The organism is Streptomyces sp. NBC_01363, assembly GCF_026340595.1.
Classification (GTDB): Bacteria; Actinomycetota; Actinomycetes; order Streptomycetales; family Streptomycetaceae; genus Streptomyces.
This window is the reverse complement of record NZ_JAPEPF010000001.1, coordinates 2,693,646-2,717,438: the sequence shown is the minus strand read 5'-3', so window position 1 is coordinate 2,717,438 and position 23,793 is coordinate 2,693,646. Positions and strand designations below refer to the sequence as shown.

The window sequence follows — 23,793 nt, the reverse complement described above, 5'->3', positions numbered from 1 at the left end:
GATCGGCATGGATGTCATGCCGCAGCAGCCTCCGCAGCCCCCCGAACCGAGCCGCCCTCCCCTTGACGACCCCGCGCTCTACGGCTTCTCCGGCGCCTCCGCGCTCTCCGAGTCGGCGTCACCGGCCGAGCTCCCGCCCCTCTCGCTGCGTACGACGCTGCGCAGGGCGGCCCTGGGTGTGGTGGCGGGTGCGGTGCTGGTGACGGGTGCGGTGGTGGCCGTTCCGGAGGACGGGAAGAAGGCCTCGACGCCGCCCGTGCCCGGCCCGGTCTCGCGTGCGCTGACGGCGACGGCCGCGGGCTCCCCGGCCTCGCTCTCCGATCTGACGGCACTGATCGGGGACCGACGGCAGTGGGTGGGCACGCATCCGTCCGACGCGCGGTCCTGGGCGGTGCTCGGCACGGCCTACGTGGAGTGGGCGCGGCGTTCCGCGGACACGGCGTACTACGGACGGGCCGAGCAGGCGCTGAAGCGCTCGCTGGATGTCCGGCCGGGTGAGAACGGGAACACGGCGGCCTGGGTGGGACTCGCGGAGCTCGCCGACGCCCGGCACGACTTCGCCACGGCGAAGAAGTGGGGCGAGACGGTACGGGCGCGGCAGCCGAAGCAGTGGACCGTGTATCCGGCGCTGATCGACGCGTACAGCGGTCTCGGGGACTACAAGTCCGTGAACACGGCGGTGGCGAGGTTCACGGCGCTGCGCGCGGGGGTCCCGGCGCTCCTGCAGACGGCACGGATGTACCTGGCCCGCGGCTGGCGCGAGGACGCGCTGGCCAACGCCCAGGACGCGGCGGACCGGGCGGCCGCACCCGAGCAGAAGGCGGAATGTCTGGCCCTGCTGGGCGAACTGGCCTGGGAGCGGGGCGAGCCGCAGGAAGCGGTCGCGCAGTACAGCGCGGCCCTGCGGACCGACCGCGCCCACCATCCGTCGCTCGCGGGCCGGGCCAGGGCACTGGTGGCGCTCGGCCGTACGGACGAGGCGCAGCGCGACTACCGGGCCGCGCTGGCGCATCTCCCCCGGCCCGAATACATGCTGGAGCTGGGCGAGCTGTACGAGTCGCTGGGGCTGGACGGCGAGGCCCGCAGCCAGTACGAACGGCTCCGCGAGGCGCTCGCCCAGGACGATGCCCAGGGCGTGGACAACGCGCTCCTGCGCGGCCGTTACGAGGCCGATCACGGGGACCCGGACGCGGCGGTCGAGCTGCTGGACGCCGCGTGGGCGCGCTCGCACCGCAGCGCGGCGGTGGCGGACGCGCTGGGCTGGGCCCTGCACCGCTCCGGCGACCCGTCCGCCGCGCTGGAGTACGCGGCCCAAGCGGTCGACACGGGTGGGCAGAACGCCTCGTACGCGTACCACCTGGGCGTGATCCAGAAGGCGTTGCGGGAGTACGGTCCGGCGCGCCGCAATCTGGAGGAGGCCCTGCGCTCCAACCCGCGGTTCTCACCGCTGGCCGGTCCGGCCGCCCGGGAGGCCCTGGACAGCCTGACGCCTCCCCCGCCTGTCGCCCCGCACGACATGCGGCCCGCCCCGGAGCCGGAGCCCGAGCCGGTGCCCGCGGCCGAGGCTCCCGCACCGCAGAAAGCGGAACCACAGGAGCCGGAGCCGGAGCCGCAGAAACCCGAGCCGAAGAAGCCGGAGCCGCAGAAACCCGGACCGCAGAAGCCCGCGACAACGCCACAGGCCCCGGGCAGCCGCTGAGGAGCCCGGAGCCTGTGGCGCGCCGACCCGAGGGTCAGAGGTTGCCGCGCTTCTCCTGCTCGCGCTCGATCGCCTCGAACAGGGCCTTGAAGTTGCCCTTGCCGAAGCCCATCGAGCCATGGCGCTCGATCATCTCGAAGAAGACGGTCGGACGGTCCTGGACCGGCTTGGTGAAGATCTGCAGCAGGTAGCCGTCCTCGTCGCGGTCGACGAGGATCTTCAGCTCGCGCAGGATCTCCACGGGCACGCGGGTCTCGCCCGCCCACTCGCCGAGGGTGTCGTAGTACGAGTCGGGCGTGTCCAGGAACTGGACGCCCGCCGCCCGCATCGCCCGTACCGAGGCGACGATGTCGTTCGTGGCGAGCGCGATGTGCTGGACGCCGGCGCCGCCGTAGAACTCCAGGTACTCGTCGATCTGGGACTTCTTCTTGGCGATCGCCGGTTCGTTGATCGGGAACTTGACCTTGAGGGTGCCGTCGGCGACGACCTTCGACATGAGCGCGGAGTACTCGGTGGCGATGTCGTCGCCCACGAACTCCTTCATGTTGGTGAAGCCCATGACCTTGTTGTAGAAGCCGACCCACTCGTTCATCCGGCCGAGTTCCACGTTGCCGACGCAGTGGTCGACGGCCTGGAAGGTGCGCTTGGCCGGGGGCTCGACGATCGGGTCGGCCGCGGCGTAGCCGGGGAGGTAGGGGCCCTCGTAGCCGGAGCGCTCGACGAGGGTGTGGCGGGTCTTGCCGTACGTGGCGATGGCGGCGAGCACGACGGTGCCGTGCTCGTCCTTGACCTCGTGCGGCTCGTCGAGGCCGAGGGCGCCGTGTTCGACCGCGTACGCGTAGGCCGCGCGGGCGTCCGGGACCTCGATGGCCAGGTCGACGACGCCGTCGCCGTGCTCGGCCACATGGGCGGCGAGGAAGCGGCCGTGGTCGGTGGCGGCCTTGATGACGGAGGTGAAGACGAAACGGGCCGATCCGTTGGTCAGTACGTAACTCGCCGTCTCGCGGCTGCCGTTCTCCGGTCCGGAGTAGGCCACCAGCTTCATGCCGAACGCCGTCGAATAGTAGTGCGCGGCCTGCTTGGCATTGCCGACGGCGAAGACGACCGCGTCCATTCCCTTGACCGGGAAGGGGTCGGCCTGCCGGGCTGTTTCGGGGGTGGTGTGCAGAGTCTCAGTCATGTCCGAAGGCTCTCGCCGCTTCGCAAGGTGCGCAATAGTTCGCGAATCCGCTGGGCAATCTGTACAGCGGATAGGGATGATGGGCGGGCTATCTGTACATGATGACCATCACGTCGGCCCTCCGGAGAAGACCATGGCGATCGATCATCTGGACGGGCGGCTCATCGTGCTGCTGGCCCGCGAGCCCCGCATCGGCGTCCTGGAAGCATCGCGCAGACTCGGTGTGGCCCGCGGGACGGTGCAGGCCCGGCTCGACCGGCTTCAGTCGAATGGAGTCATCCGCGGATTCGGCCCGGCGGTCGATCCGGCGGCGCTCGGCTATCCCGTCACCGCGTTCGCCACGCTGGAGATCAAGCAGGGTCAAGGCTCCGACGTACGGGCCCACTTGGCCGGCGTACCGGAAGTGCTGGAGCTGCACACCACCACCGGGCACGGCGACATGCTCTGCCGTCTCGTCGCGCGTTCCAACGCCGATCTTCAACGGGTGATCGACCGGGTTGTCGGTTTTGATGGCATCGTCCGGGCCTCCACGGCCATCGTCATGGAGAACCCGGTCCCGCTGCGGATCATCCCGCTCGTCGAGCAGGCCGCGGAGGACAACGACTGAGCCGAGGAGTGACGCGTGAGCTTCTGGGAGTACCTGGGCAACCGCCACCAACAGCTGCTCACCGACGCGTACCAGCATGTCAGCGCCGTGTTCCAGTGCATGGTCATCGCCACCGTGCTGGGCATCCTGATCGGGGTCGTCACCTATCGCAGCGGCTGGGCCGGATCGCTGGCCATCACGTCGACGGCGACGATCCTCACCATCCCCTCCCTCGCCGCGATCGGTCTGCTCATCCCGCTCGTCGGCCTCGGGGTCGCGCCCACGGTGATCACCCTGACGCTGTACGGGCTGCTGCCCGTCGTCCGCAACGCCATCGTCGGGCTGCGCGGCGTCGATCCGGCACTGGTCGACGCGGCGAAGGGCATCGGGATGTCGCGGCTGGCCCGGCTGTGCCGGGTGGAACTGCCGCTCGCCTGGCCGCCGATCCTCACCGGGATCCGGGTCTCCACACAGATGCTGATGGGCATCGCCGCCATCGCCGCGTACGCCTCGGGGCCCGGCCTGGGCAACGAGATCTTCCGCGGCATCGCCTCGCTGGGCAGCGCCAACGCGATCAATCAGGTCCTCGCGGGCACGCTCGGCATCGTCATCCTCGCTCTGCTCTTCGACGCCGCGTACGTACTGCTCGGGCGGCTCACCATTCCAAGGGGGATTCGTGTCTGAGACCGCCACCGGGAGCACGGACACCGACGGCGCCGGAACGGAGAGGACCACCTCCGGTGCCACCATCCAGCTGGAGGACCTGACCAAGCACTACCCGGGCAACCCGAACCCGGCGGTGGACAGTGTCTCGATGGACATCAAGGCCGGCGAGACGGTGATCTTCGTCGGGCCGTCCGGCTGCGGTAAGTCCACCACCCTGAAGATGATCAACCGGCTGATCGAGCCGTCGTCCGGGCGGATCAGGATCAACGACGAGGACGTCACCGACATCGACCCGGTGAAGCTGCGCCGCAAGATCGGGTACGCGATCCAGTCGTCCGGGCTCTTCCCGCACATGACGGTCGCCGAGAACATCGCCCTCGTGCCGAAGATGGTCGGCTGGTCGAAGTCGAAGGTGAAGGACCGGGTCGAGGAGATGCTCGATCTGGTGGGGCTCGATCCGCGGGAGTTCCACGGGCGCTATCCCCGCGCGCTCTCCGGCGGTCAGCAGCAGCGGGTGGGCGTGGCACGGGCGCTGGCGGCCGATCCGCCGGTGCTGCTGATGGACGAACCGTTCGGCGCGGTCGACCCGATCACCCGTGACCACCTCCAGGACGAGCTGATCCGGCTCCAGCACGAACTGCACAAGACGATCGTCTTCGTCACCCACGACTTCGACGAGGCGATCAAGCTGGGTGACCGGATCGCCGTGCTGCGGGAGCGTTCGCACATCGCACAGTTCGACACCCCGGAGGCGATCCTCACCAATCCGACGGACGACTTCGTCTCGGGCTTCGTCGGGGCCGGCGCGGCGCTGAAGCGGCTCAACCTCACCCGCGTACGGGATGTGGAGATGGCCACGTTCCCGACGGTGACGGTCGACGACCCGCTCCAGTCGATCTTCAACAAGCTGCGCAGCAGCCTGCACAACGAGCTGTTGATGCTGGACCGCAGGAACCGCCCGTACAAGTGGCTGCGGCGCGGCGACCTGATGCGGGCCCGGGGTTCGCTGGCACGGGCCGGGCAGCTGGTCCACGACACGGTGACGCGCGACGCGACGCTGCACGACGCGCTGGAGGCGGTGCTGATCGACAGCGGCGGGCGGGTCGCGGTGACCGGGCGGCGCGGCGAGTTCATCGGGGTCGTCGACATGCAGACCCTGATGAACTCCGTCCATGAACTGCTGGAGGCCGACCGGCTGGCCGCCATCGAGCACCAGCACGACCTGGAGGAGCTGCGCAGCCACCAGACCGAGACGGAGCTGGAGGGCGGTGCGGGCGCATGACCCCCAACTCACCGTTGAACCACGAATCCTCCCGCCGGGCACGCTCCGAACCGCCCGTGCCGTCCTCCGACAAGGACCGCCCGCCCGGCGAGCACGACGTCAAGGGCCATGCCTTCCGGGACGAGGAGGAGGAGCCCGCCCCGCCACCGGCCGGCCCGCCGCGCCGGCTGACCTGGCGCAAGCTGGTGATGATGCCGCTCGGACTCGCGATCGTGCTGGTCATCACGTATCTGTGGATCACCCATGTCCATCTCGACTCGATCGCGCGGAACTCGCTGACCGGCGGCAATGTGCAGCTGCGCTGGTGGCAGCATGTGCGGCTGACCGCGATCTCGACGTTCTGGGTGCTGATCATCGCCATTCCGCTGGGGATCGCGCTGACCCGGCGCAGGCTGCGCAAGGGTGCCCCGGTGGTCACGGCGGTCGCCAACATCGGGCAGGCGACACCGGCGATCGGCCTGCTGGCGCTGCTGGTGATCTGGCTGGGCATCGGTCCTTCCACGGCGATCATCGGCATGGTGATCTACGCGGTGCTGCCGGTCTTCTCCAACACGGTGGCCGGTCTCAAGGCGATCGAGCCGAACCTGGTCGAGGCCTCGCGCGGCATCGGCATGTCGGCGGCGGGGACGCTCACCAAGGTCGAACTGCCGCTCGCCGTCCCGCTGATCCTGGCCGGGGTGCGCACGGCGCTGGTGCTCAATGTCGGCACGGCGACCCTGGCCACCTTCGTCGGTGGCGGCGGCCTCGGGGACCTGATCACCTCGGGCATCCAGACCCAGCGGATGCCGGTGCTGGTGCTCGGTTCCGTGCTGACGGTGGTGCTGGCGCTGCTGGTGGACTGGCTGGCCTCACTGGTCGAGGTGGCGCTGACGCCGCGCGGACTGGAGGTGGGGTGATGGGTCCGCGGAAGGTACGCGTCGGCCTGGTGGGGGCGGCGCTGGCGCTGCTGCTCTCCGGGTGCGGGCTGAAGAGCGGCTCGCCGATGGTGGACGACGTGGAGCCTGGCTCGGTCGGCCGGGGGAAGCCGCTGGACGGCGCCTCGTTGACCGTCACCTCGAAGAACTTCAGCGAGAACATCATCCTGGGCCAGATGATCGGCCTGGTCTTCAAGGCCGCCGGCGCAGAGGTCCTGGACCGGACGAACCTGCCCGGCTCGATCAGTGCGCGCGAGGCGATCGTCAAGGGTGACGCGGACGCGATGTACGAGTACACGGGCACCGGCTGGATCACCTACCTGGGCCACGCGAAACCGATCCCCGACCCGCTGAAGCAGTGGGCGGCGGTCCGCGACCAGGACCGCAGAAACGGGGTGACCTGGCTGACGCCGTCCACGCTCAACAACACCTACGCGCTCGCCATCAGCCGGAAGAACAACGCGAAGTACCACCTGAAGACGCTCTCCGACGTCGCGGCGCTGGCGAAGAAGGACCCGTCGGCGGTGACGATCTGCGTGGAGAACGAGTTCGCCTCGCGCGACGACGGGCTGCCGGGCATGGAGAAGGCCTACGGGATGTCGCTCCCGGCCGCCAACATCAAGAAGATGGACGCCGGGATCATCTACACCCAGGTCTCGAAGTCCAACTCCTGCCTGCTGGGCGAGGTGTTCACCACGGACGGCCGGATCAAGGCGATGGACCTCGAAGTACTCGTCGACAACAAGCACTTCTTCCCCAACTACAACGCGGCGCCGGTCATCCACACCAAGACCTTCGAGAAGTATCCGCAGATCGCCGGACTGCTCGACCCGGTCAGCAAGAAGCTGACCACCGAGGTCGCCCAGGTGCTCAACGCCAAGGTGGACGTGGACGGGCAGGACCCGCACGAGGTCGCGAAGGACTGGCTGATCCAGGAGGGGTTCATCAAGCAGGGCTGAGCCGGGAGCCTCCGTCGCCGCCCCTCCCCCGGGCAGCGCCCGCCGCTCGCAAAGATTCCGTTGCAAAGAATATGATGCAAAGAACATGTTGCAAAGAGAGCTTTGCAACTCTACGGTTTACCCATGCCCGCACCTGAGGACGGCGCCGAGACCCCCGCCGAAGCCGAGAACATCCACAAGGTCGATGCCCGCACCCTGCGCGGACTGGCCCACCCCCTGCGGCTGCGCCTGCTGGCCGCCCTGCGGGAGTACGGCCCCGCCACCGCCTCCGGTCTCGCCGACCGGCTCGGCGAGTCCAGCGGCGCCACCAGCTACCACCTCAGGCAACTGGCGGCGTACGGCTTCGTCGAGGACGACCCGGAGCGCGGCAAGGGCCGCGAGCGCTGGTGGCGGGCCGCGCACCGGGGCACCATCTTCGACAGCGGCAGATTCCTGAGCCACCCGGACCCCGAGGTGCGCGGTGCGGTGGACGTCGTACTCCATGAGATGGCCACCGCACACGCCAGGGAGCTGAGCACCTGGATCGGCACCATGCGGGAATGGCCCGAGGAATGGCGCGAGGGCTGGGACATCAGCGACTTCCAGGTACGCCTCACCCCCGATCTCTCCGAGGAGCTGATCCGGAAGATCCACGACCTCATCGAGAGCTACCGGGGCCGGGTCCCGGAAGGCACCGAGGGATCGGCCACCGTCCGCAGCCATGTGCACTTCTTCCCGCGCCCCCCGGAGTAACCAGCCCGCGGAGCAACGAGCCCGCAGCGCGACGAGCCCGCGGGCAACGAGCCCCTCCTGACCGGAAGGACACCGTCATGCATTCCCACACACATCTGCTGCTGCACAGCCTGCGTTCCGCCGAACTACGGGAACACGCGGCGGAGTTCCACCTCGCGCCGACCGCCTCCCGCACCGGGCTGCGCACCCGGCTCGGCTGGGCCCTCGTCGACCTGGGACTGCGCATCCTGCCCCGCCACCCCGGCCGCACTCCCTTCGCAGCCGGTACGGCGTGAACGTCCGGGGGGACCGCAGCCGTATCCCGCTCATCGCCGTACTGTCCGCCAACTCCATATCCACGGCTGGTACTTCACTCACCCTCATCGGCGTCCCGTGGTTCGTCCTGGAGACCACGGGGAGCGCCGGCCGGGCCGGTGTCGTCGCCTTCTGCGCGACCCTGCCGATCGTCGTCTCCGCCCTGATCGGCGGTCCCGTCATCGACCGGATCGGACGGCGCCGGGTCTCCGTCGCCTCCGACCTGGTGTGCGGCCTCGCCGTCGCCGCCATTCCGCTGCTGCACTACGCGGACGCCCTCGCCTTCTGGATGCTGTGCGTACTGATGGCGGTCGGCGGACTCCTGCACACCCCCGGCAACACCGCGCGCTACGTCCTCGTACCGGATCTCGCCGAGCACGCCGGCACCACCCTCGCCCGCGCCGCGAGCCTCTTCGACGCCGTCTCGCGCGGGGCCCGGATGGTCGGGGCCGCGCTGGCCGGCGTGCTGATCGCGCTCGTCGGCGCGGAGAGCGTGCTGCTGCTGGACGCGGCGACTTTCCTGACGTCCGCGCTGCTGATCGCGGCAGGCGTACGAGGGGTGCGCGCGGCCGAGCCGCGCAAGGCCGCGGCACCGGTCTCGCTGCGGGCGTACCGCACCGAACTGCGCGAGGGCTTCGCCTACTTGCTGGGCAACCGGCTGCTGCTGGCGGTCGTGGCGATGGTCATGTTCATGAACGGCACCGACCAGGGCTGGTACGCCGTCCTGCTGCCGGTGCACGCCGCCGCCGAACTGGGCGGGGCCAGGGACATCGGGCTGCTCACCGCCCTGTTCGGCGCGGGCGGGCTGACCGGGGCGCTGCTGTACGGGGCGGTCGGGCACCGCTTCTCGCGGCGGGCCGTGTTCACGGTGTGCGTGGTGCTGTGCGGTGCGCCCAGGTACGTGGTCGCGGCGCTGACCGGGACGACGTTGCCGCTCGCCGTGACCATGGCGTTGAGCGGTCTCGCGGGCGGGGTACTGAACCCGATCCTGACGACGGTGATCTACGGAACGGTCCCCGACGAGCTGCGCAGCCGGGTCTCCGGGGTCCTCACGGCGGGCGGCGAACTGGCCATGCCGGTGGGCGGTCTCGCGGCCGGGCTGCTGGTGGAGAGCGCGGGCGTGCAGGGGGCGCTGCTGGCGATGGGCGGGGTGTACCTGCTGGCGACGCTGAGCCCGCTGGTGTTCCCGGCGTGGCGCACGATGGACGGGGCGGTGGCGGTGGCCGAGGTGGGCCGCGCGCCCGCGCCGTCACCGGCCGGGGAGATCAGCAGCTCGGGACCTTGTGCCCCTGCTCCAGGGCCCGGAGCGAGGACACCGCGTTCTTCAGGGTCGTGACCGGGATCAGCCGCAGCCCCTTGGGGAGCTCGGCGCCCGCCTCCCTGCACTCCGCCTTCGGCACGAGGAAGACGGTCGCCCCGTCGCGGCGTGCGGCCTGGGTCTTCAGCGACACCCCGCCGACCGCGCCGACCTCGCCGTTCGCCTGGATCGTGCCGGTGCCCGCGACGGTGCGGCCGCCGGTGAGATCGCCGCCGGAGCCGTCGCCGTCGAGCTTGTCGACGATGCCGAGGGCGAAGAACAGACCGGCGCTGGGGCCGCCCACGTCGGCGAGATGCAGGGTCACGTCGACCGAGCCGGGCTTCTTCCCGAGATAGTTCAGGGCGGCGTCGACCGCGGAGTCCTGCGACTTCACCATGTCGTCGAGGTTGTGCTTCTCGATCTCCTTCTCGGAGCCACCGGTCGGGTAGACGGAGTCACGGGGCAGGACCGCCCGGTCCGTACGGAACCAGCTGTCGATCACATCGCCGATGCCGACATCGGCGGTCGGCCCGGTCGCGACGATCGTCGTCATCCGCAGTTCACCCTCGGTGGTGCGGGTGGGTGCGCCCTTGATGCTGATCACGGGCGTGCCGTGATCGTCCCCGAGCACGTTCGCCGTCGAGCCGGGCTGCGCCAGGGTGAACGGCAGCGGTGCGAAGGCGGCCACGCCGAACAGGGCGAGGACGGGCAGGGCGCACAGGACGAGGGCACGGGGGCGCGAGAGACGAGTGAGCACCCGCCCAATCTAACCGGCCCCGGTCACCGAGTGCCCCGCCCCGGGACCACACCCGGCCCGCCCGGTGGCACATCCGGCCCGCCGGGCGATTGAGGGCATCTTTTTCGACCTTCCCGGCGTCTGAGGGCGGAACCCGTGCGGCGGGGGCCGGGGGGCCAGGGGCTCCCGGTGCGCCGGGACCCCTGCGAGGCCCCGCCGACCCGCGCTACCGGAGCGCGTCCGCGACCTCGCGGGCGGCGTCCACCACGCGGGGGCCGACGCGCTCGGGCACGGAGTCCGCGAGCATCACCACGCCCACGCTGCCCTCGACCCCGGTGACCCCCACCAGCGCCGCCGCGGCCCCGCTCGCCCCGGCCTCCAGCTCGCCGTGGGTGAGGGTGAAGGCGGTCTCGCCGACCGGCTTCTGGCGTGCGGCGAGGATCGCCCGGCCGGCGGCGCCCCGGTCCAGCGGATGGCGGAAACCCGCCCGGTAGGCCACGTGGTAGTCCGTCCAGGTCGGCTCGACGACCGCGACGGCCAGCGCGTCGCTGCCGTCGACCAGCGTGAGATGGGCGGTGGCCCCGATGTCCTCGGCGAGCGACCGCAGCGCGGGCAGCGCGGCTTCCCGGACGAGCGGATGCACCTGGCGGCCCAGGCGCAGCACACCCAGGCCCACTCTGGCCCGGCCGCCCAAGTCGCGGCGCACCAGGGCGTGTTGCTCCAGTGTGGCGAGCAGACGGTAGACCACGGTGCGGTTGACACCGAGTTTGTTGGACAACTCGGTGACGGTCAGGCCGTGGTCGGTGTCGGCAAGCAGTTTGAGGACCCTCAGGCCCCGGTCGAGCGTCTGGGAGGTTTCCGCGGTCACGACGCCCTCTCCTCTTTGATGAGCGGCAGCGGCTGGTTCCCAGGAATGTGCGCCGCCGGTCCCAGCGGCGACGCACGGAGAGGCCGCCGGCCTAACCAGGCACCGGCTGCGCCCCGGGGCGGCTCTGCCACGGGGCGTTCATTTTTTGGGACAGTAGCGAGCGAGTCCGCTCAGCGGAAGGCCTCGTCCAGAATCCGGGCGTTGTCCGGGGCAAGGTTGTCTTGAAGCAGCATAAGTGCCGGTCAGCGCGGCGTCGGCCGAAGCCCGGAGGTCTACGCGCGTCCAGGTCGGCCGACGCCTTCACGGCACTTCACGTACCGGAAGTGAACAGTCGTCAACTCACGGTGAACGACTGCTGCACAATTTTTCCGTTCACGAGCACCTCGCAGGCCCGGATCGCCCGCGTCGCCGGGTCGCGGACGGTGAAGACGAGGGCGAAGGTGCCGTCCAGTCCGATGACCCGGGTGACGTACGGGTCGGCGGTCTGCTTCCCGTCCGCGGTGCGGCCGGTCACCGAGACCGTGGCGACAGGGGCGAATCCGTGACCGGTCACCTGGACCGCCGTACCGACGGGCCCCTCGGGCGGCGAGAGCGCGAAGGACGGTCCGGCGGGGACGGTCCCGTCCTGGACGGTGAACGCCGCCGTCTCGGTACGCGGGTTGACGAGGACCTCCCGGACCCGGATGGCGACGGTGTCGGCGGCGTCGACCTTGAAGGTCTGCGAGAACGCCCCGTCCAGCCCGACCACCTTCGTCCTCGCCGGATCGGACGTCTGCGAACCGTCGGCCCGCAGCCCGACGATGGACACGGTCGCCACCTTCGCGAAGCCCTGCCCGATGACGGTGACGGCGGTGCCCTTCGGACCGGCCGACGGGGTGAGCACGACGAAGGACGGGGCGACGGTCAGCGGGGTGAGGGCCTGCGCTCCCCCGGCGGTGACCTGGAGCGTGTACTCGGCACGCGGAGTGGATCCGGCGACCGTGACCGTACCGGCGAGCGTTCCGTCGGCGCCGATCCGGAGGGTGGAGCCGCTGATCCGGGCGCTGTCGCAGGAGCCGCCGTCGGCGCCGCAGAGCGTGGCGGTGGGCGTGGTGCCGGTGGGCCAGTCGCCGCCGGAGAGGGCGATCGTCCCACCGGGCCTGACCTTCGCCGCGCCCGCGGAGAGCGTCGCGGAGGCGTCGGTCACGGTGAACGGTGTGGTCAGCACAGTGGCCGGATCATTGCCCTCGTCGACCTGGATCGAGGCGATGGCCGGGTCGGAGACGGTGAACTCGGCGCTGAAGGTGCCGTCGGGGGTGCTCTTCACATAGACGGCGGTGTCGTCGAGCGTCGCCCCGCTCGCGTCCAGGGCGACGGTGTTGATCCACCGGTCCTGGAAGTAGTTGCTGCCGGTGACCTCGATGACGCTGCCGAGCGGGGCGCCGGCGCGGGAGAGCGCGATGGCCCGCGGCCCGTCGGGGACGAAGGCCTTGACGGTCAGGGGCGCGGTCGCCTCCTTCGTACCGTCGCCGACCTTCACCAGGTACGAGCCGTCGGGCACGGCGCCCGCGGCGGCGAGCACCGCGCTGCCGGACAGTTCCCCGGAGCCGCTGATCGCGAGCGTGCCGGAGACGAACTTGCCGGGGTCGCAGCCGCCGCCGTCCGCCGCGCACAGCGACGGTACGGGAGTGGCGCCCGCGGTCCACAGACTGCCGGACAGGGTGACGGAGGTGGACGGCCGGACGGCGGTGGCGGGCGCGTTCAGGGTGGCCGGATGGCCCGCGGTGCCCTCGGCGGTCACCGTGCCGATGGACCCGCCGCCGCTCACCACGTCGCACGGGGTCTCGTAGGTGGAGCCGAGCACCTTCGTACGCGTCAGATTGCGCACCGGGGTGAAGGAGATCGGGCCGCTCGCGTCGGCGGGGATGATGAAGTCCCCTTCGTACGGCGGGATTTCGATCGGCTTGCCGGACGGGATGTCGAGGTTGATCTGAGGGCCGGTGACGGTGACCGTGCCGGTGGCGCCGCCGGACATGGCGAAGTCGATGCTGGGGGTGGTGGGCACATCGCTCAGGCTGAGGCCGCTGGTGGCGGGGGACGGACCGAGGGTGACCTTGGCGTGGACCTTGCCGCCCGGGTCGACGATCGACGGCGAGAGGTCGACGCTCATCTGCTGCGGCCCGGTCGCCTCCCCCTGTCCGGCGGGCAGGGAGCAGTGGACGGTCGGGGTGACGGTGCCGGCCTCGGCGGCGGGCGCGAGTGCGACGGTGCCACCGGTCCAGACGAGCACGGCCCCGGCGGTGAGGGCCACGGCACGGCGTAACACCGCACCCGGTCTTTCGGTTCTTCTCGGTTGTCGGGCGGGCATGTTGCTCCTCCATGGGTGTCGTCCGCGGCCGGGACACGGCTGCGGGAATTCTCCGAATTCGAAAGGCAGGCGCCCGCCCGCTCCGATGCGATACGGAGCGGGCGGGCGCCTCCGGGACTTTCCTTGGCGGTTCTCCCCGACGTTCTTCCTGCCGGTTCTCAGAGAAGAGTGAGGGTGAGAGTGGCGCTGTAATCCCCGGGCCGGGTGAATCCGGGAACCGTGAGGGTGAGATCGGCGTCGGCGTCGAACCGGCCGCCGGTGAACGGGCGGGAGCCGTCCGGATCCATCCGGCAGAGGCTCGCGGCCTCGCTCCCGAGCGCGGCGGGCGACCCGGCCACCGGCACCCCGACGCTGCCGCTCTGCGCCGTGCATCTGGGCTTCCAGCGGACGGCGTCGGCCGGGATGGTGCCGCCGTCGGTGCCGGTGAAGCCGGTGAGGGTGGCGGTCAGGGACCAGCCGCTGTCGACGCCGCGGGCGTCCTCCACCTCGACCCGGTTGAGCCGGGAGCGCTGCACACCGCTGCCGGTGCCCAGGACCGTCGTACCGAAGTCGACGGTGTCGCCGTCCTGGACCATGGACAGCGTCCCGGCCCTGACCGAGGTGTTCAGCTTCTGGTCGGCACTGCCGCCGCCTCCCTCACCCGTGGAGACGGTGAACGGGGCGGTCCGTACGGTCGCCGGGTCGTTGCCCTCGTCCGCCTGGACGGCGACGACGGCGTCGGAGATCACGGTGAACTCGACGGCGAAGGTGCCGTCCGGGCCGCTCTTGACGTAGACCGCGCTGTCGTCGAGCCCGGTGCCCGTCGCGTCGAGGCCGATGACATTGATCCAGCGGTCCGGGTTGTAGTTCTTGCCGCTGACCGTGATCACACTGCCGACCGGGCCGCTGCTCCGTGACAGCGAGATCTCGCGGTCGCCGGCCGCGACGGCCCTGATGGTGAGGGGAGCCGTGGCCTCCTTCGTGCCGTCATTGACCTTCACCTCGTACGCGCCGTCCGGCACCGCACCGGCCTCCGCGAGGGTGGCCGTGCCGTGCAGTGTCCCGGAACCGTCGATGGTGAGCGTGTGGCTCCTGAACTTCAGCGGATCGCAGCCGCCACCGCCCACCGCACAGAGCGAGGGCACCGGCGCACCGCCCGGCGTCCAGCCCGAACCACCCAGTGTCACGGCGGTGTTGGGGCGTACGGGGTCGGCGGGCGCGCTCAGGGTGGCGGGCTCGGAGCCGGTGCCCTCCACCGTGACGGTGCCGATGCTGCCACCGCCGTCGACGACGTCGCACGGCGTCTCGAAGACCGAGCCGAGCACCTTGGTCTGCGTCAGCGTGCGGAGCGGGGTGAACGAGAGGTCCCCGGAGGCATTCGCCGGGACCAGGAAGTCGCCTTCGTACGGCGGGAGTTCGATGGGTTTGCCGGCCGGGATGTCCATGGTGAACTCGGCGCCCCGCACCGTGACGGTGCCGGTCGCCCCGCCGGACATGGCGAGGTCGAGGCTGGGGATGGTCGGTACGTCCTCCAGAGCGAGCGCACTGGTGGCCGGGGACGGGCCCAGCGTGACCTTGGCATGCACCTTCCCGCCCGGGGCGACGACCGCGGGCGACAGTTCGACGGTCATCTGCTGCGGCCCGGTCGCCTCGCCCTGGCCCGCGGGCAGGGTGCAGTGGACGGTCGGAGCGACCGTACCGGCGGCCTGCCCCCCGGCCGGCGGTGCGGCCTGGGCGGTGGCCCCGGCGCAGCTCAGCGACATCACGAAGCAGGCAGCGAGCAGACCGGTCACGCCGGGTCTTCGTCGTCGTATCACCAGACACCCCTCCATGGCCCATTGATTGCGCACATTGAGGAGGGCGGGTGCAGAGAAGTCAAGAGAGAACCGATTGATCCTTATCTGAAATGCCCGGAAAGCATTTCTGCGGGAATTTCAAGGGTGCCTGTTGACATCTCTTGACTTCTCTGAAGATCACAGTTTCACTGCACCCGACATGCCGGGCCCGGCAGGCAGATCCACCTCTTCAGTTCTTCGGTGAATCTGCGGAATTCAGAACCGGAAGGAGTTCCCCCCGTCATGTCGTCGAATCGAAGACACATCTCCCTGGTACTGGCCGCGGCCTGTTCCGTGGCCGGCGCGCTCGCGCTGGCCCCGACAGCCCATGCGGTGACTCCGCTCACCGCGACGGCCACGTACGACTGCGGCGCCTGGGGCAGCGGTCTCGCCACCCTGACCGCCACCGACTCGGGCACGTCCAAGACCATCAAGATCACGTCCACCGCGATCACCATGCCGACCGGTACCAGCGCCGACCCGAACAGCATCACGACGACGCTCAAGCTCAGCAAGACCTCGGGCGGCGTCACCAGCCAGGTGCAGTTCTCCGGGAAGACCAACCCCGGCCTGAGTGGCGGCAATCCCATCACCCTGGGCCCGCTGAAGCTCACCTCCGGCACCCTGGCGGCGGGTGACAGCACGAATTCCGTGGTGCTGCCCTCTCCCCCGAGCGCCACCAACTGGTCACTGCAGATCGTGGCGTCGTCCCCGACGTCGGCCACGGTTCCGTGCGTGGCCACGGCGAACCAGTCCGCCCCGTTCGTCTGGTAGCGGCCCCGCCCCCTCATCCGCACGTACGACGCCGGCCCGGGGCGAGGACCGCTGTCCCCGCCCCGGGCCGGCACCCGCACGCCCACTCACTCCGTACGGGAGGGCGCGCTCACTTCATGCGGGTGGCCCACTCCTGGACCTTCTTGATCCGCTGCTGGATCTGCCCGGCCGTGGCCTCCGCGCTCGGCGGCCCGCCGCACACCCGCCGCAGCTCGGTGTGGATCACTCCGTGCGGCTTGCCGCTCTGGTGCGTGTACGCCGACACCATCGTGTTGAGCTGCTTGCGCAGCCCGAGCAGCTGCTTGTGCGTGACCACCGGCCGCGCCTCGGCCGGCTTCTCCAGCAGGTCGGCCTCCCCGGCCGGCTTCTGGCGGCTGTGCGCGATCTGCCGGGTCTGCCGCTTCTGGAGCAGCAGCTGCACCTGGTCGGGTTCCAGCAGCCCCGGAATCCCCAGGTAGTCCTGCTCCTCCTCGCTGCCGGGGTGCGCCTGCATGCCGAATTCGGCACCGTCGTACAGCACCCGGTCGAAGACCGCGTCGGATTCGAGGGCCTCGAAGGGCAGCTGCTCCTCGGTCTCCTCGTCCTCCAGCTTCTCGGCGTCGGCGAGGAGCTTGTCCTCCTCCGCGAACGGGTTCTCCTCGTCGCTGCCCTTCTTGGGCTTGTCGAGGACGTGGTCCCGCTCGACCTCCATCTCGTTGGCGAAGTCGAGCAGCATCGGAATGGTCGGCACGAAGACGGAAGCGGTCTCGCCGCGCCTGCGCGAGCGCACGAAACGCCCGACGGCCTGCGCGAAGAACAGCGGCGTGGAGATGGTGGTGGCGTACACGCCCACGGCGAGACGTGGCACGTCGACGCCCTCCGACACCATGCGGACCGCGACCATCCAGCGCGACTCGTCCTCGCTGAACTGGTCGATCTTCTTCGAAGCGGCCTTCTCGTCGGAGAGGACCACGGTGGCCTTCTCGCCGGTGACCCGCTTGAGGATCTTGGCGTACTCGCGCGCCGATTCCTGGTCGGTGGCGATGACCAGGCCGCCCGCGTCCGGAATGCCCTTGCGCACCTCGGTCAGCCGCTTGTCGGCGGCGCTCAGCACATTGGGGATCCACTCGCCGGTGGGCGACAGGGCGGTGCGCCAGGCCTGCCCGATGGCGTCCTTGGTCATCGGCTCGCCGAGCCGGGCGGCGATCTCGTCACCGGCCTTGGTGCGCCAGCGCATGTTGCCGCTGTAGCTGAGGAAGATCACGGGCCGGACGACGCCGTCGGCGAGCGCGTTGCCGTAGCCGTAGGTGTAGTCGGCCGAGGAACGCCGGATGCCGTCGTTGCCCTCCTCGTACACGACGAAGGGGATCGGGTTGGTGTCGGACCGGAACGGCGTACCGGTGAGCGCGAGCCGCCGGGTGGCCGGGTCGAAGGCCTCCTGGCACGCCTCGCCCCAGGACTTCGAGTCACCGGCGTGGTGGATCTCGTCGAGGATCACGAGGGTCTTGCGCTGCTCGCAGCGGTTGCGGTGCAGCATCGGCCGGACGCCGACGCCGGCGTAGGTGACCGCGACGCCGTCGTACTCCTTGCTCAGCGGGCCCGCGCTGTAGTCGGGGTCGAGCTTGATCCCTATCCGGGCCGCTGCCTCGGCCCACTGCTTCTTCAGGTGCTCGGTCGGCGCGACGACGGTGATCTGCTGCACGACGTGGTGGTGCAGCAGCCATGACGCGAGGGTCAGCGCGAAGGTGGTCTTCCCCGCGCCGGGGGTGGCGACCGCGAGGAAGTCGCGCGGCTGCTCCTGGATGTACTTCTCCATGGCGCCCTGCTGCCAGGCTCGCAGCTTGCCGGCCGTGCCCCAGGGGGCGCGGCCGGGGAAGGCGGGTGAGAGGTGGTGGGAGGCGGTAGTAGTCACGGTCTCCGGTTCGGGTCTCTCGGGTACGTGGGGCGCTGTCCGCACGGCCGGGACGGACCCGCACGCGATACGACAACCGGGCCACCTTACCGGGGGGCGGCGCGGAACCCTGTACGGACGAACGGTGGTTCGGCGCCGCTGAGACCCTCTTCACAGAGCAGCGCGTTACGCGGCGAACCCGGGGAGCCGTTCCGCGATCCTGGGCATGTCGAGGGCCCCCTGGCACACGTCCAGCACGAACTTCTCGGCCGCGTCGACATCGAAGTCCGCGCTCAGGCGATGCCCATTGATGTGCAAGAAGACCCAGGTGGCATACCAGGCGATGCGCTTGTTCCCGTCGACGAGCGCATGATTGCGCGCCAGCGACTCCATGAGTGCCGCGGCCTTCTGCCACACGTCCGGATAGGCATCCTGGCCGAACACGCTCGCCTGCGGACGGGCGAGCGCCGAGTCGAGCAGCCCGTAGTCGCGCACCTCGGCAGCCCCGAGACGCTCGGCGAGGTTGAGCAGCTCGGGAAGTGTCAGGTACTGCATCAGGCGAGCCTCCGGTTGAGCTCCTCACTCACCTTCAGCACGTGGTCCGCAGCCTCGTTGAAGAGGCGCGAGTGTTCGTTTATGGCGGTGATCACCGCGTCATGGGCGAACGACTGCATACTCCGCCCCTCCGACTCGGCGCGCGCACGCAGTGCGTCCAGCTCTTCTTCGGTGAACCGCAGATTCAGACCAGCCATGCATGGATGGTACCGCGTGGTACCACGCGGCACTAAGCCTTTGTCCGCACCCGGGCCGCCACCCACGCCCCCACCAGCGCCACCCCGGCCATCGGCAGGAAGACCACCGCGAACGCCCCCGGATGTGACCCCGCCGCCCCCGCCTCCGCCGCTTCGTGCACGGCCCCCACCGCACCGCCGCCGAGCGCCGCGAAGGCCGCTCCGCCCGCGGCCAGCAGCAGCACGTTCGACAGCCCGTCGGAGATCTGGAGGGCGGCCGAGTTCGCCCCCGCCTCCTCCGGAGCCGACAGTTTCAGCAGCAGCACGCTCGTCGACGCGATCACCACGCCCATGCCGAAGCACCCGAAGGCCCAGGCCACGGCCACGGTCCAGACCGGCACCGAGTCGATCAGCACGGACGGCGCGGCCGCTATCGACGCGGCGACCAGCACCATGCCGCCCACCATCAGGCGCTCCCGGTACGGCTCCAGGCGCGGCCGGGACTGTACGTACGAACCGAGCGCCCAGGTCCCGCCCCCGGCCGCGAGCGAGAACCCGGCCATCGTGGGGCTGAGCCCGCGCTGGGTCACCAGCATCAGCGGTACGAACGACTCGGCGGCGATGAACGACCCGGCCGCCACCCCGCGCAGCAGCACCACCGAGGGCAGCCCGCGCGCCGCGCGGCCGGTCCCCGGGGGCAGCAGCCCCCGCACGGCGGGCACGAGCAGTGCGACACCCACTGCCGTCGGCAGCAGCGCGAACCAGTTCCGCTCCTGCCCGGCGTACTGGAGCAGCGCCGCACCCAGCGAGATCCCGAGCGCGAGCAGGATGCGCCGCCGGTCGTACGGCTCGACGGGCGCCGAGGGGTCAGCGGGCCCGGACGCCCGCCGCCGGATCGCGGGCAGCGCGAGCGCCAGCGGGAACACCACGAGGACCGGGATGCCGGTGAAGACCCACCGCCACCCCAGGTGCTCGGTCACGCTCCCGGCGGCGAGCGGCCCGACGACCGACGGGATCACCCAGCTCGCGGCGAAGGCAGCCAGGATCGACGGCTGCAGGCGCTTCGGATAGGCCCGGCTGATCACCACGTACAACGCCACGATCACCAGCCCGCCGCCGAGCCCCTGGACGGCCCGCCCCGCGACGAAGATCCACATGGTCCCGGCGGTCCCGCAGAGCAGCAGTCCCGCCGCGAACGCGCTGATCCCGGCGGCGAGCGGCCCCAGCGGACCGCGCCGGTCCGCCCACTGCCCGGAGAGCACCATGGCGAAGAGGCTGGTCGTGAAGTACGCGGAGAACGCGAACGCGTACAGCGGAATGCCGTGCAACTCACGTGCGGCGACCGGCATCGCGGTCCCCACGGCGGTCGCCTCGAAGGCGATCAGGAACACGACGGAGACGATGCCGACGCTGAGCGCCCGGTAGGTCCGCCCGAGCACCCCTCCGGATTCGACGGCGACAGGAGCCTCCGCGGCAAGCGGCGGGGCATCGATGTCGTCACGCGGTTCCAGGGCACTCATGAGCCCAAGAGTAAGGGGCAAGGTTTCGTTTGGACCCTGTCGCGAGACGGTCCTCCGGTCCTCCGTTGGTCGTAGGTCCACGGCGCCGAACATGAACGCGGCATGGCAGTCGCATTGCACCCCGCCCCGCACTCTTGAGCGGCCGGGACACCCGGCCCTACGGTCGAACCACGACGAGGAACACACGGCCGTGTGCCCGAGTGGTTCAGGGGCTCGACTGCAACTCGAGTTACACCGGTTCGAATCCGGTCACGGCCTCCGAACGACGTACGGAAACGGCCGCCCCAGTGACGGGGGCGGCCGTTTCGCTGCGCTCCGGATTACGCCGGGTCCAGCGCCGGCCGGGTACCGAGCCCCGCATGCCCCTCACAGTCCAGCTCTTTCGCCATGGCCAGGGATACCGAGTGGGTGACGGCCGCATAGGCCCTCTTCAACGCCTCAATATCGTCCTCGGGCTTCTTGAGCACCCTCATCCGCTCGACGTTCATCTCGATATGCGCAGGGCTCTGCTCGGACCCGGGCAATTTCCGACTCCGGCAGTCAAATCGAACATAGGCCTCGTCAGGGGCGGCCACCGCCCACTCCCCGATCCTCAGCCGAGAGAACCCGGTGGGCGGCTTGTCGTCCGCAGAGGAAGCCTGGTAGGACAAGCGCCAGGCGACGCGAAGTTCATAGTAGGGCCTCCCAACCGGGGTGAAGATGCGGCAGACGTCACCATGGTCGCCAACGGGCTCAGAGGCAGGGAGAGAGAAGACGCCGCTCAACTCCGCAGCGCTGTGTGCCACCGTCGACTCCTCCCCGGACGCCTCGAACCGCGAAGAGCCGGTGATGACCTTCAGTGCCTTCCCCGCCTCGGCAGAAACTGCGGCACCTCCGCAGAGCTGCTCGGGGAGTACGGACTGTTCCCAGGCCGCCTTCGCGGGATCGTCCCCATCCCCTCCGCAGCTGACGGCGCCAGCCAGCAGAGCGACAGCGGCGGTTGCCCCCAGAATACTTCTGCGCATTCGTCCGCTCTTTACGAACATCAGCACCTTCCTGATGCCATTGCCTTCTGTGTTCAGACCATCACGTCGCCCGAGCCGGGCCGGCAGCGGGTCCTGGACCGACAGCTTCGGCCCATGGCTTCCACCCGCCATCAGCCGGTCTCCGGGTCACTGCCCTGCCGGTCCTCCCGGTCGTTGCCGGACGCAGAACCTGCTACTTCGGCGTGAGCACGGGGGTCTTCGGCAGACCGCCGTTGTTCTCGCAGCCGAGTTCCTTCACCAGCTTGAGCGAAACGGCATGCAGGATGGTCATGTTCAGGTTGCGATACTCACGCGTGTCCGGTGCGTCGCTCTCACCACGCCCGAAGCCGCCATGGATGCGTAGCGGGGTTTTGTCCGAACCCTTCAGCTGGGGGGTGACACACTCGAAATAGATTGTCGCGTTGCCTCGCCCGACAGAGGACTGCACACCCATGGTGTAGAGCTCATGGCCGGCCGGAAGCCCTTCGTCCTCCACGTCCTGTGGCGCATACATGGAAAACTTCACTCCCCCCTCATCCGTCTGATTCGCACCCTTCGGATGCAACAGGCAGAGCGCGTCCCCTGCGGCCCATGGACGCCCGGACTCATACCCTTCCTTGAGCGCCGCGACCACTCTCTCCATGCCCTTCGGGCTCTTCGCGAAGAAGAGTTTGTCCCCAGTCACCTTCTCGACCATCTCCGCCAAGGGACCGGCGAACACATCGCCGCACACCTCTCCGGCCCCGACGAACGTCTTCTCCTCCTTCTTCTCCGAAGCGCATGCCACGCTCCCGGCGCCCAAGGCCATCACCAGGCCGGCGGCCGTCAGCCACCGCCTCACCCGTACACACCCACTTCGCTCATCCCGCAACCCTTCTCGTCATCAGCTGATTCGTCGGCCGCCGGCCGACCGATGCGCACGACGCCCGCGCATGGCGGCCTCACGCCGCTCCATCCCGAAACGACCACGGGGCCCGCTGCCTGTCGAGCACCTCAGCGCCCCTGGTCTTCGCCACCAACAATCAGGACGCGGGGCCTACGCCCTGGACGCGCGCGCGAAGATTCCCGTCCCCGTAGCCGAGAAGCCTCGAGTCGTCCAGATCCTCGGCCAGGTCTTCTCCTTCTCCTTCTCCTTCACCGAACGCAGCCACCATCACGTCATCGTCCACCCTTCTTTCCTGGGACACGGCACACCGCACTCCCCCACTCACTGCCGAATCGGCTCGCCGGAGGACCAGAAATCAGAACGCTCCCGCGGCCGCAATTCCTCCACCTTCGGCCCGCCAGGGTGCCCTGGCGTCCCCTTCGGATAAGTCATCGCAGAGTTCACGGCACAACTGACCCCCGCACTGACGGAGATGTTGCCAATGCTGCCGACATCCAGGGAGACGGTGAAATCATCAGCATCCCTGGCCCTGATCCGTGGCATGTCCTTGTCGGAATTGACACTGACGACCTGGAAGCCCTGTCGTTCCCAGTATCGCTGGACAAGTCCCAACAGATTGTCGCGCCGCCGCTCGGAGACCACGGTGAGGATGTTCCTGCTGCGGGTGACGGTCATGGTCCCGGTCGGCTCGTTGAGACCAGTACTGCACGCCGCTTCCGAAGGTGCACCGTATGCCCACTCCACAGGCGGACGGATGGCCGCCAGCGTGCCGTCGAGAACCCCCTCCGCGCGCTGCCCCGCCTGCCGCATGTCTATCGCGGACGCCTCCCGCCCCTTCTCGCGCCGGTCCGCCCCACCGTCGACTCCGCAAGCGGCAAGCACCGCCACCACGAGGGCCCACCCCAACAACCGCACCCGCCCAATCACACGCACCATGCCCACCCCGCTCCAAGTACCGCCATCTGCAAGGGCTTCCTTCATCACTGAGTTGTCGAAGTGAAGAATCTCCGCCGCCTCACGACCGCCGCCCTACCGCAGGAGTTGGCGCAGCCCAGTATGGGCAAGGACGCGCAGCACGCCATCCGTTGACCACTCCACCCCCGGCGGACATTCTGGGAAACCTTCAAGGCTCAGCCAACGCCCCGTCCCACGATCCGGACCGCGACGTCAGCACCGGCCTCCGGAGTCAGCCGACACAGGATGTCGCCCCCCGGTCCAACGGTGGCCGAACTCGCACCCGGCCTTGAGTGCATAGACAACGCGGTCCAGCCCGCCCGGACTGGACCAGGCGAACGAAGACAGGCCCGATACGGACTCAACCGTCTTCGACAGCCAGCCTTTGAACAGACCGTCGCACACCTCCTCCGTCCCGACGTACTCCGACGCCGCCTTCGCCTCGCCACACACCCGGCCTCCACAAAACCTTGGGGCCTCGCCGCAGGCGCGTAGACCTGGCCGATGGCCGGTTCCCAACGCGTCGAAGCCTGTGCTTGCTGTCGCAGTACGAGTTCACTTGATGCCCCTGTGCACTCGGGGCGCAGGCCTGTTAGACGCTACAGACCGAGGCGTATGCATCCGGATGCCGGCCAAGGGGGCTGAGAAATTAGCGGCCGACTGTGCCGCCGCCCCGCGCA

At 69.8% G+C, this 23,793-nt stretch carries 22 protein-coding genes and 1 tRNA gene; 11 read left to right on the top strand and 12 right to left on the bottom strand.

Annotation, left to right across the window (positions count from 1 at the left end):
• Positions 1-7: 7 nt before the first annotated feature.
• On the top strand, positions 8-1,699 hold the full coding sequence (locus tag OG611_RS12565) for a lipopolysaccharide assembly protein LapB (protein WP_266418670.1): 1,692 nt from the start codon (positions 8-10) through the stop codon (positions 1,697-1,699).
• Positions 1,700-1,733: 34 nt separating this feature from the next.
• Here OG611_RS12565 and hppD read toward each other — a convergent pair whose 3' ends face one another.
• Positions 1,734-2,879, bottom strand: a complete 1,146-nt coding sequence (gene hppD, locus OG611_RS12560) for a 4-hydroxyphenylpyruvate dioxygenase (protein WP_266418668.1) — start codon at positions 2,877-2,879, stop codon at positions 1,734-1,736.
• Between the two features lie 133 nt (positions 2,880-3,012).
• Between hppD and OG611_RS12555 the strand changes: the two genes are divergently transcribed.
• From OG611_RS12555 to OG611_RS12520, 8 genes are all read left to right on the top strand, one after another.
• On the top strand, positions 3,013-3,486 hold the full coding sequence (locus tag OG611_RS12555) for an Lrp/AsnC family transcriptional regulator (RefSeq protein WP_266418666.1): 474 nt from the start codon (positions 3,013-3,015) through the stop codon (positions 3,484-3,486).
• 15 nt (positions 3,487-3,501) lie between these two features.
• The gene (locus OG611_RS12550) at positions 3,502-4,149 is read left to right on the top strand and encodes an ABC transporter permease (protein WP_266418664.1); all 648 of its coding nucleotides are present in this window, start codon (positions 3,502-3,504) and stop codon (positions 4,147-4,149) included.
• Positions 4,142-5,413 (top strand): ABC transporter ATP-binding protein, encoded by a 1,272-nt coding sequence (locus tag OG611_RS12545; protein ID WP_266418662.1) that lies wholly within the window; start codon positions 4,142-4,144, stop codon positions 5,411-5,413. The genes OG611_RS12550 and OG611_RS12545 overlap by 8 nt, the downstream gene beginning before the upstream one ends.
• Positions 5,410-6,309 (top strand): ABC transporter permease, encoded by a 900-nt coding sequence (locus tag OG611_RS12540; RefSeq protein ID WP_266418660.1) that lies wholly within the window; start codon positions 5,410-5,412, stop codon positions 6,307-6,309. Before OG611_RS12545 ends, OG611_RS12540 begins: the two co-directional genes overlap by 4 nt.
• Positions 6,309-7,286: a glycine betaine ABC transporter substrate-binding protein gene (locus OG611_RS12535; RefSeq protein ID WP_266418658.1), complete on the top strand. Its 978-nt coding sequence runs from the start codon at positions 6,309-6,311 to the stop codon at positions 7,284-7,286. Before OG611_RS12540 ends, OG611_RS12535 begins: the two co-directional genes overlap by 1 nt.
• Before the next feature lie 123 nt (positions 7,287-7,409).
• Complete coding sequence (locus OG611_RS12530; RefSeq protein WP_266418656.1) at positions 7,410-8,018, top strand: winged helix-turn-helix domain-containing protein; 609 nt, start codon at positions 7,410-7,412, stop codon at positions 8,016-8,018.
• A 77-nt stretch (positions 8,019-8,095) separates the two neighbouring features.
• On the top strand, positions 8,096-8,293 hold the full coding sequence (locus tag OG611_RS12525) for a hypothetical protein (protein ID WP_266418654.1): 198 nt from the start codon (positions 8,096-8,098) through the stop codon (positions 8,291-8,293).
• Entirely contained in the window at positions 8,290-9,648 is a 1,359-nt protein-coding gene (locus OG611_RS12520) for an MFS transporter (RefSeq protein ID WP_266418652.1), read from the top strand. The genes OG611_RS12525 and OG611_RS12520 overlap by 4 nt, the downstream gene beginning before the upstream one ends.
• On the opposite strand, the gene OG611_RS12515 is transcribed toward OG611_RS12520, so the two are convergent.
• The 4 genes from OG611_RS12515 to OG611_RS12500 form a co-directional block, all read right to left on the bottom strand.
• The gene (locus OG611_RS12515) at positions 9,578-10,366 is read right to left on the bottom strand and encodes a S16 family serine protease (protein WP_266418650.1); all 789 of its coding nucleotides are present in this window, start codon (positions 10,364-10,366) and stop codon (positions 9,578-9,580) included. The genes OG611_RS12520 and OG611_RS12515 overlap by 71 nt on opposite strands.
• A gap of 205 nt (positions 10,367-10,571) precedes the next feature.
• A complete protein-coding gene (locus tag OG611_RS12510; RefSeq protein WP_124723277.1) occupies positions 10,572-11,213 on the bottom strand; it encodes an IclR family transcriptional regulator in 642 nt (213 codons plus the stop codon).
• Positions 11,214-11,547: 334 nt separating this feature from the next.
• Entirely contained in the window at positions 11,548-13,518 is a 1,971-nt protein-coding gene (locus OG611_RS12505) for a hypothetical protein (RefSeq protein WP_266418647.1), read from the bottom strand.
• Positions 13,519-13,718: 200 nt separating this feature from the next.
• On the bottom strand, positions 13,719-15,332 hold the full coding sequence (locus OG611_RS12500) for a hypothetical protein (protein WP_266418645.1): 1,614 nt from the start codon (positions 15,330-15,332) through the stop codon (positions 13,719-13,721).
• Positions 15,333-15,617: 285 nt separating this feature from the next.
• Here OG611_RS12500 and OG611_RS12495 point away from each other — a divergent pair, with 285 nt between their 5' ends.
• Complete coding sequence (locus OG611_RS12495; protein WP_266418644.1) at positions 15,618-16,148, top strand: hypothetical protein; 531 nt, start codon at positions 15,618-15,620, stop codon at positions 16,146-16,148.
• A gap of 109 nt (positions 16,149-16,257) precedes the next feature.
• Here the strand turns inward: OG611_RS12495 and OG611_RS12490 are convergent, their stop codons facing one another.
• From OG611_RS12490 to OG611_RS12475, 4 genes are all read right to left on the bottom strand, one after another.
• Positions 16,258-18,039: a DEAD/DEAH box helicase gene (locus OG611_RS12490; RefSeq protein WP_266418642.1), complete on the bottom strand. Its 1,782-nt coding sequence runs from the start codon at positions 18,037-18,039 to the stop codon at positions 16,258-16,260.
• Positions 18,040-18,204: 165 nt separating this feature from the next.
• Positions 18,205-18,573, bottom strand: a complete 369-nt coding sequence (locus OG611_RS12485) for a type II toxin-antitoxin system death-on-curing family toxin (protein WP_266418640.1) — start codon at positions 18,571-18,573, stop codon at positions 18,205-18,207.
• The gene (locus OG611_RS12480) at positions 18,573-18,770 is read right to left on the bottom strand and encodes an Arc family DNA-binding protein (protein ID WP_114249050.1); all 198 of its coding nucleotides are present in this window, start codon (positions 18,768-18,770) and stop codon (positions 18,573-18,575) included. Before OG611_RS12480 ends, OG611_RS12485 begins: the two co-directional genes overlap by 1 nt.
• Before the next feature lie 32 nt (positions 18,771-18,802).
• Positions 18,803-20,269 (bottom strand): MFS transporter, encoded by a 1,467-nt coding sequence (locus OG611_RS12475; RefSeq protein WP_266418637.1) that lies wholly within the window; start codon positions 20,267-20,269, stop codon positions 18,803-18,805.
• Between the two features lie 186 nt (positions 20,270-20,455).
• Between OG611_RS12475 and OG611_RS12470 the strand changes: the two genes are divergently transcribed.
• Positions 20,456-20,527: transfer RNA gene (locus OG611_RS12470), tRNA-Cys, on the top strand.
• Between the two features lie 62 nt (positions 20,528-20,589).
• Here OG611_RS12470 and OG611_RS12465 read toward each other — a convergent pair.
• The 3 genes from OG611_RS12465 to OG611_RS12455 form a co-directional block, all read right to left on the bottom strand.
• Positions 20,590-21,294, bottom strand: a complete 705-nt coding sequence (locus OG611_RS12465; protein ID WP_266425812.1) for a hypothetical protein — start codon at positions 21,292-21,294, stop codon at positions 20,590-20,592.
• Between the two features lie 172 nt (positions 21,295-21,466).
• Positions 21,467-22,114 (bottom strand): hypothetical protein, encoded by a 648-nt coding sequence (locus OG611_RS12460; protein WP_266418635.1) that lies wholly within the window; start codon positions 22,112-22,114, stop codon positions 21,467-21,469.
• Positions 22,115-22,480: 366 nt separating this feature from the next.
• Complete coding sequence (locus OG611_RS12455) at positions 22,481-23,140, bottom strand: hypothetical protein (RefSeq protein WP_266418633.1); 660 nt, start codon at positions 23,138-23,140, stop codon at positions 22,481-22,483.
• Positions 23,141-23,793: the final 653 nt, after the last annotated feature.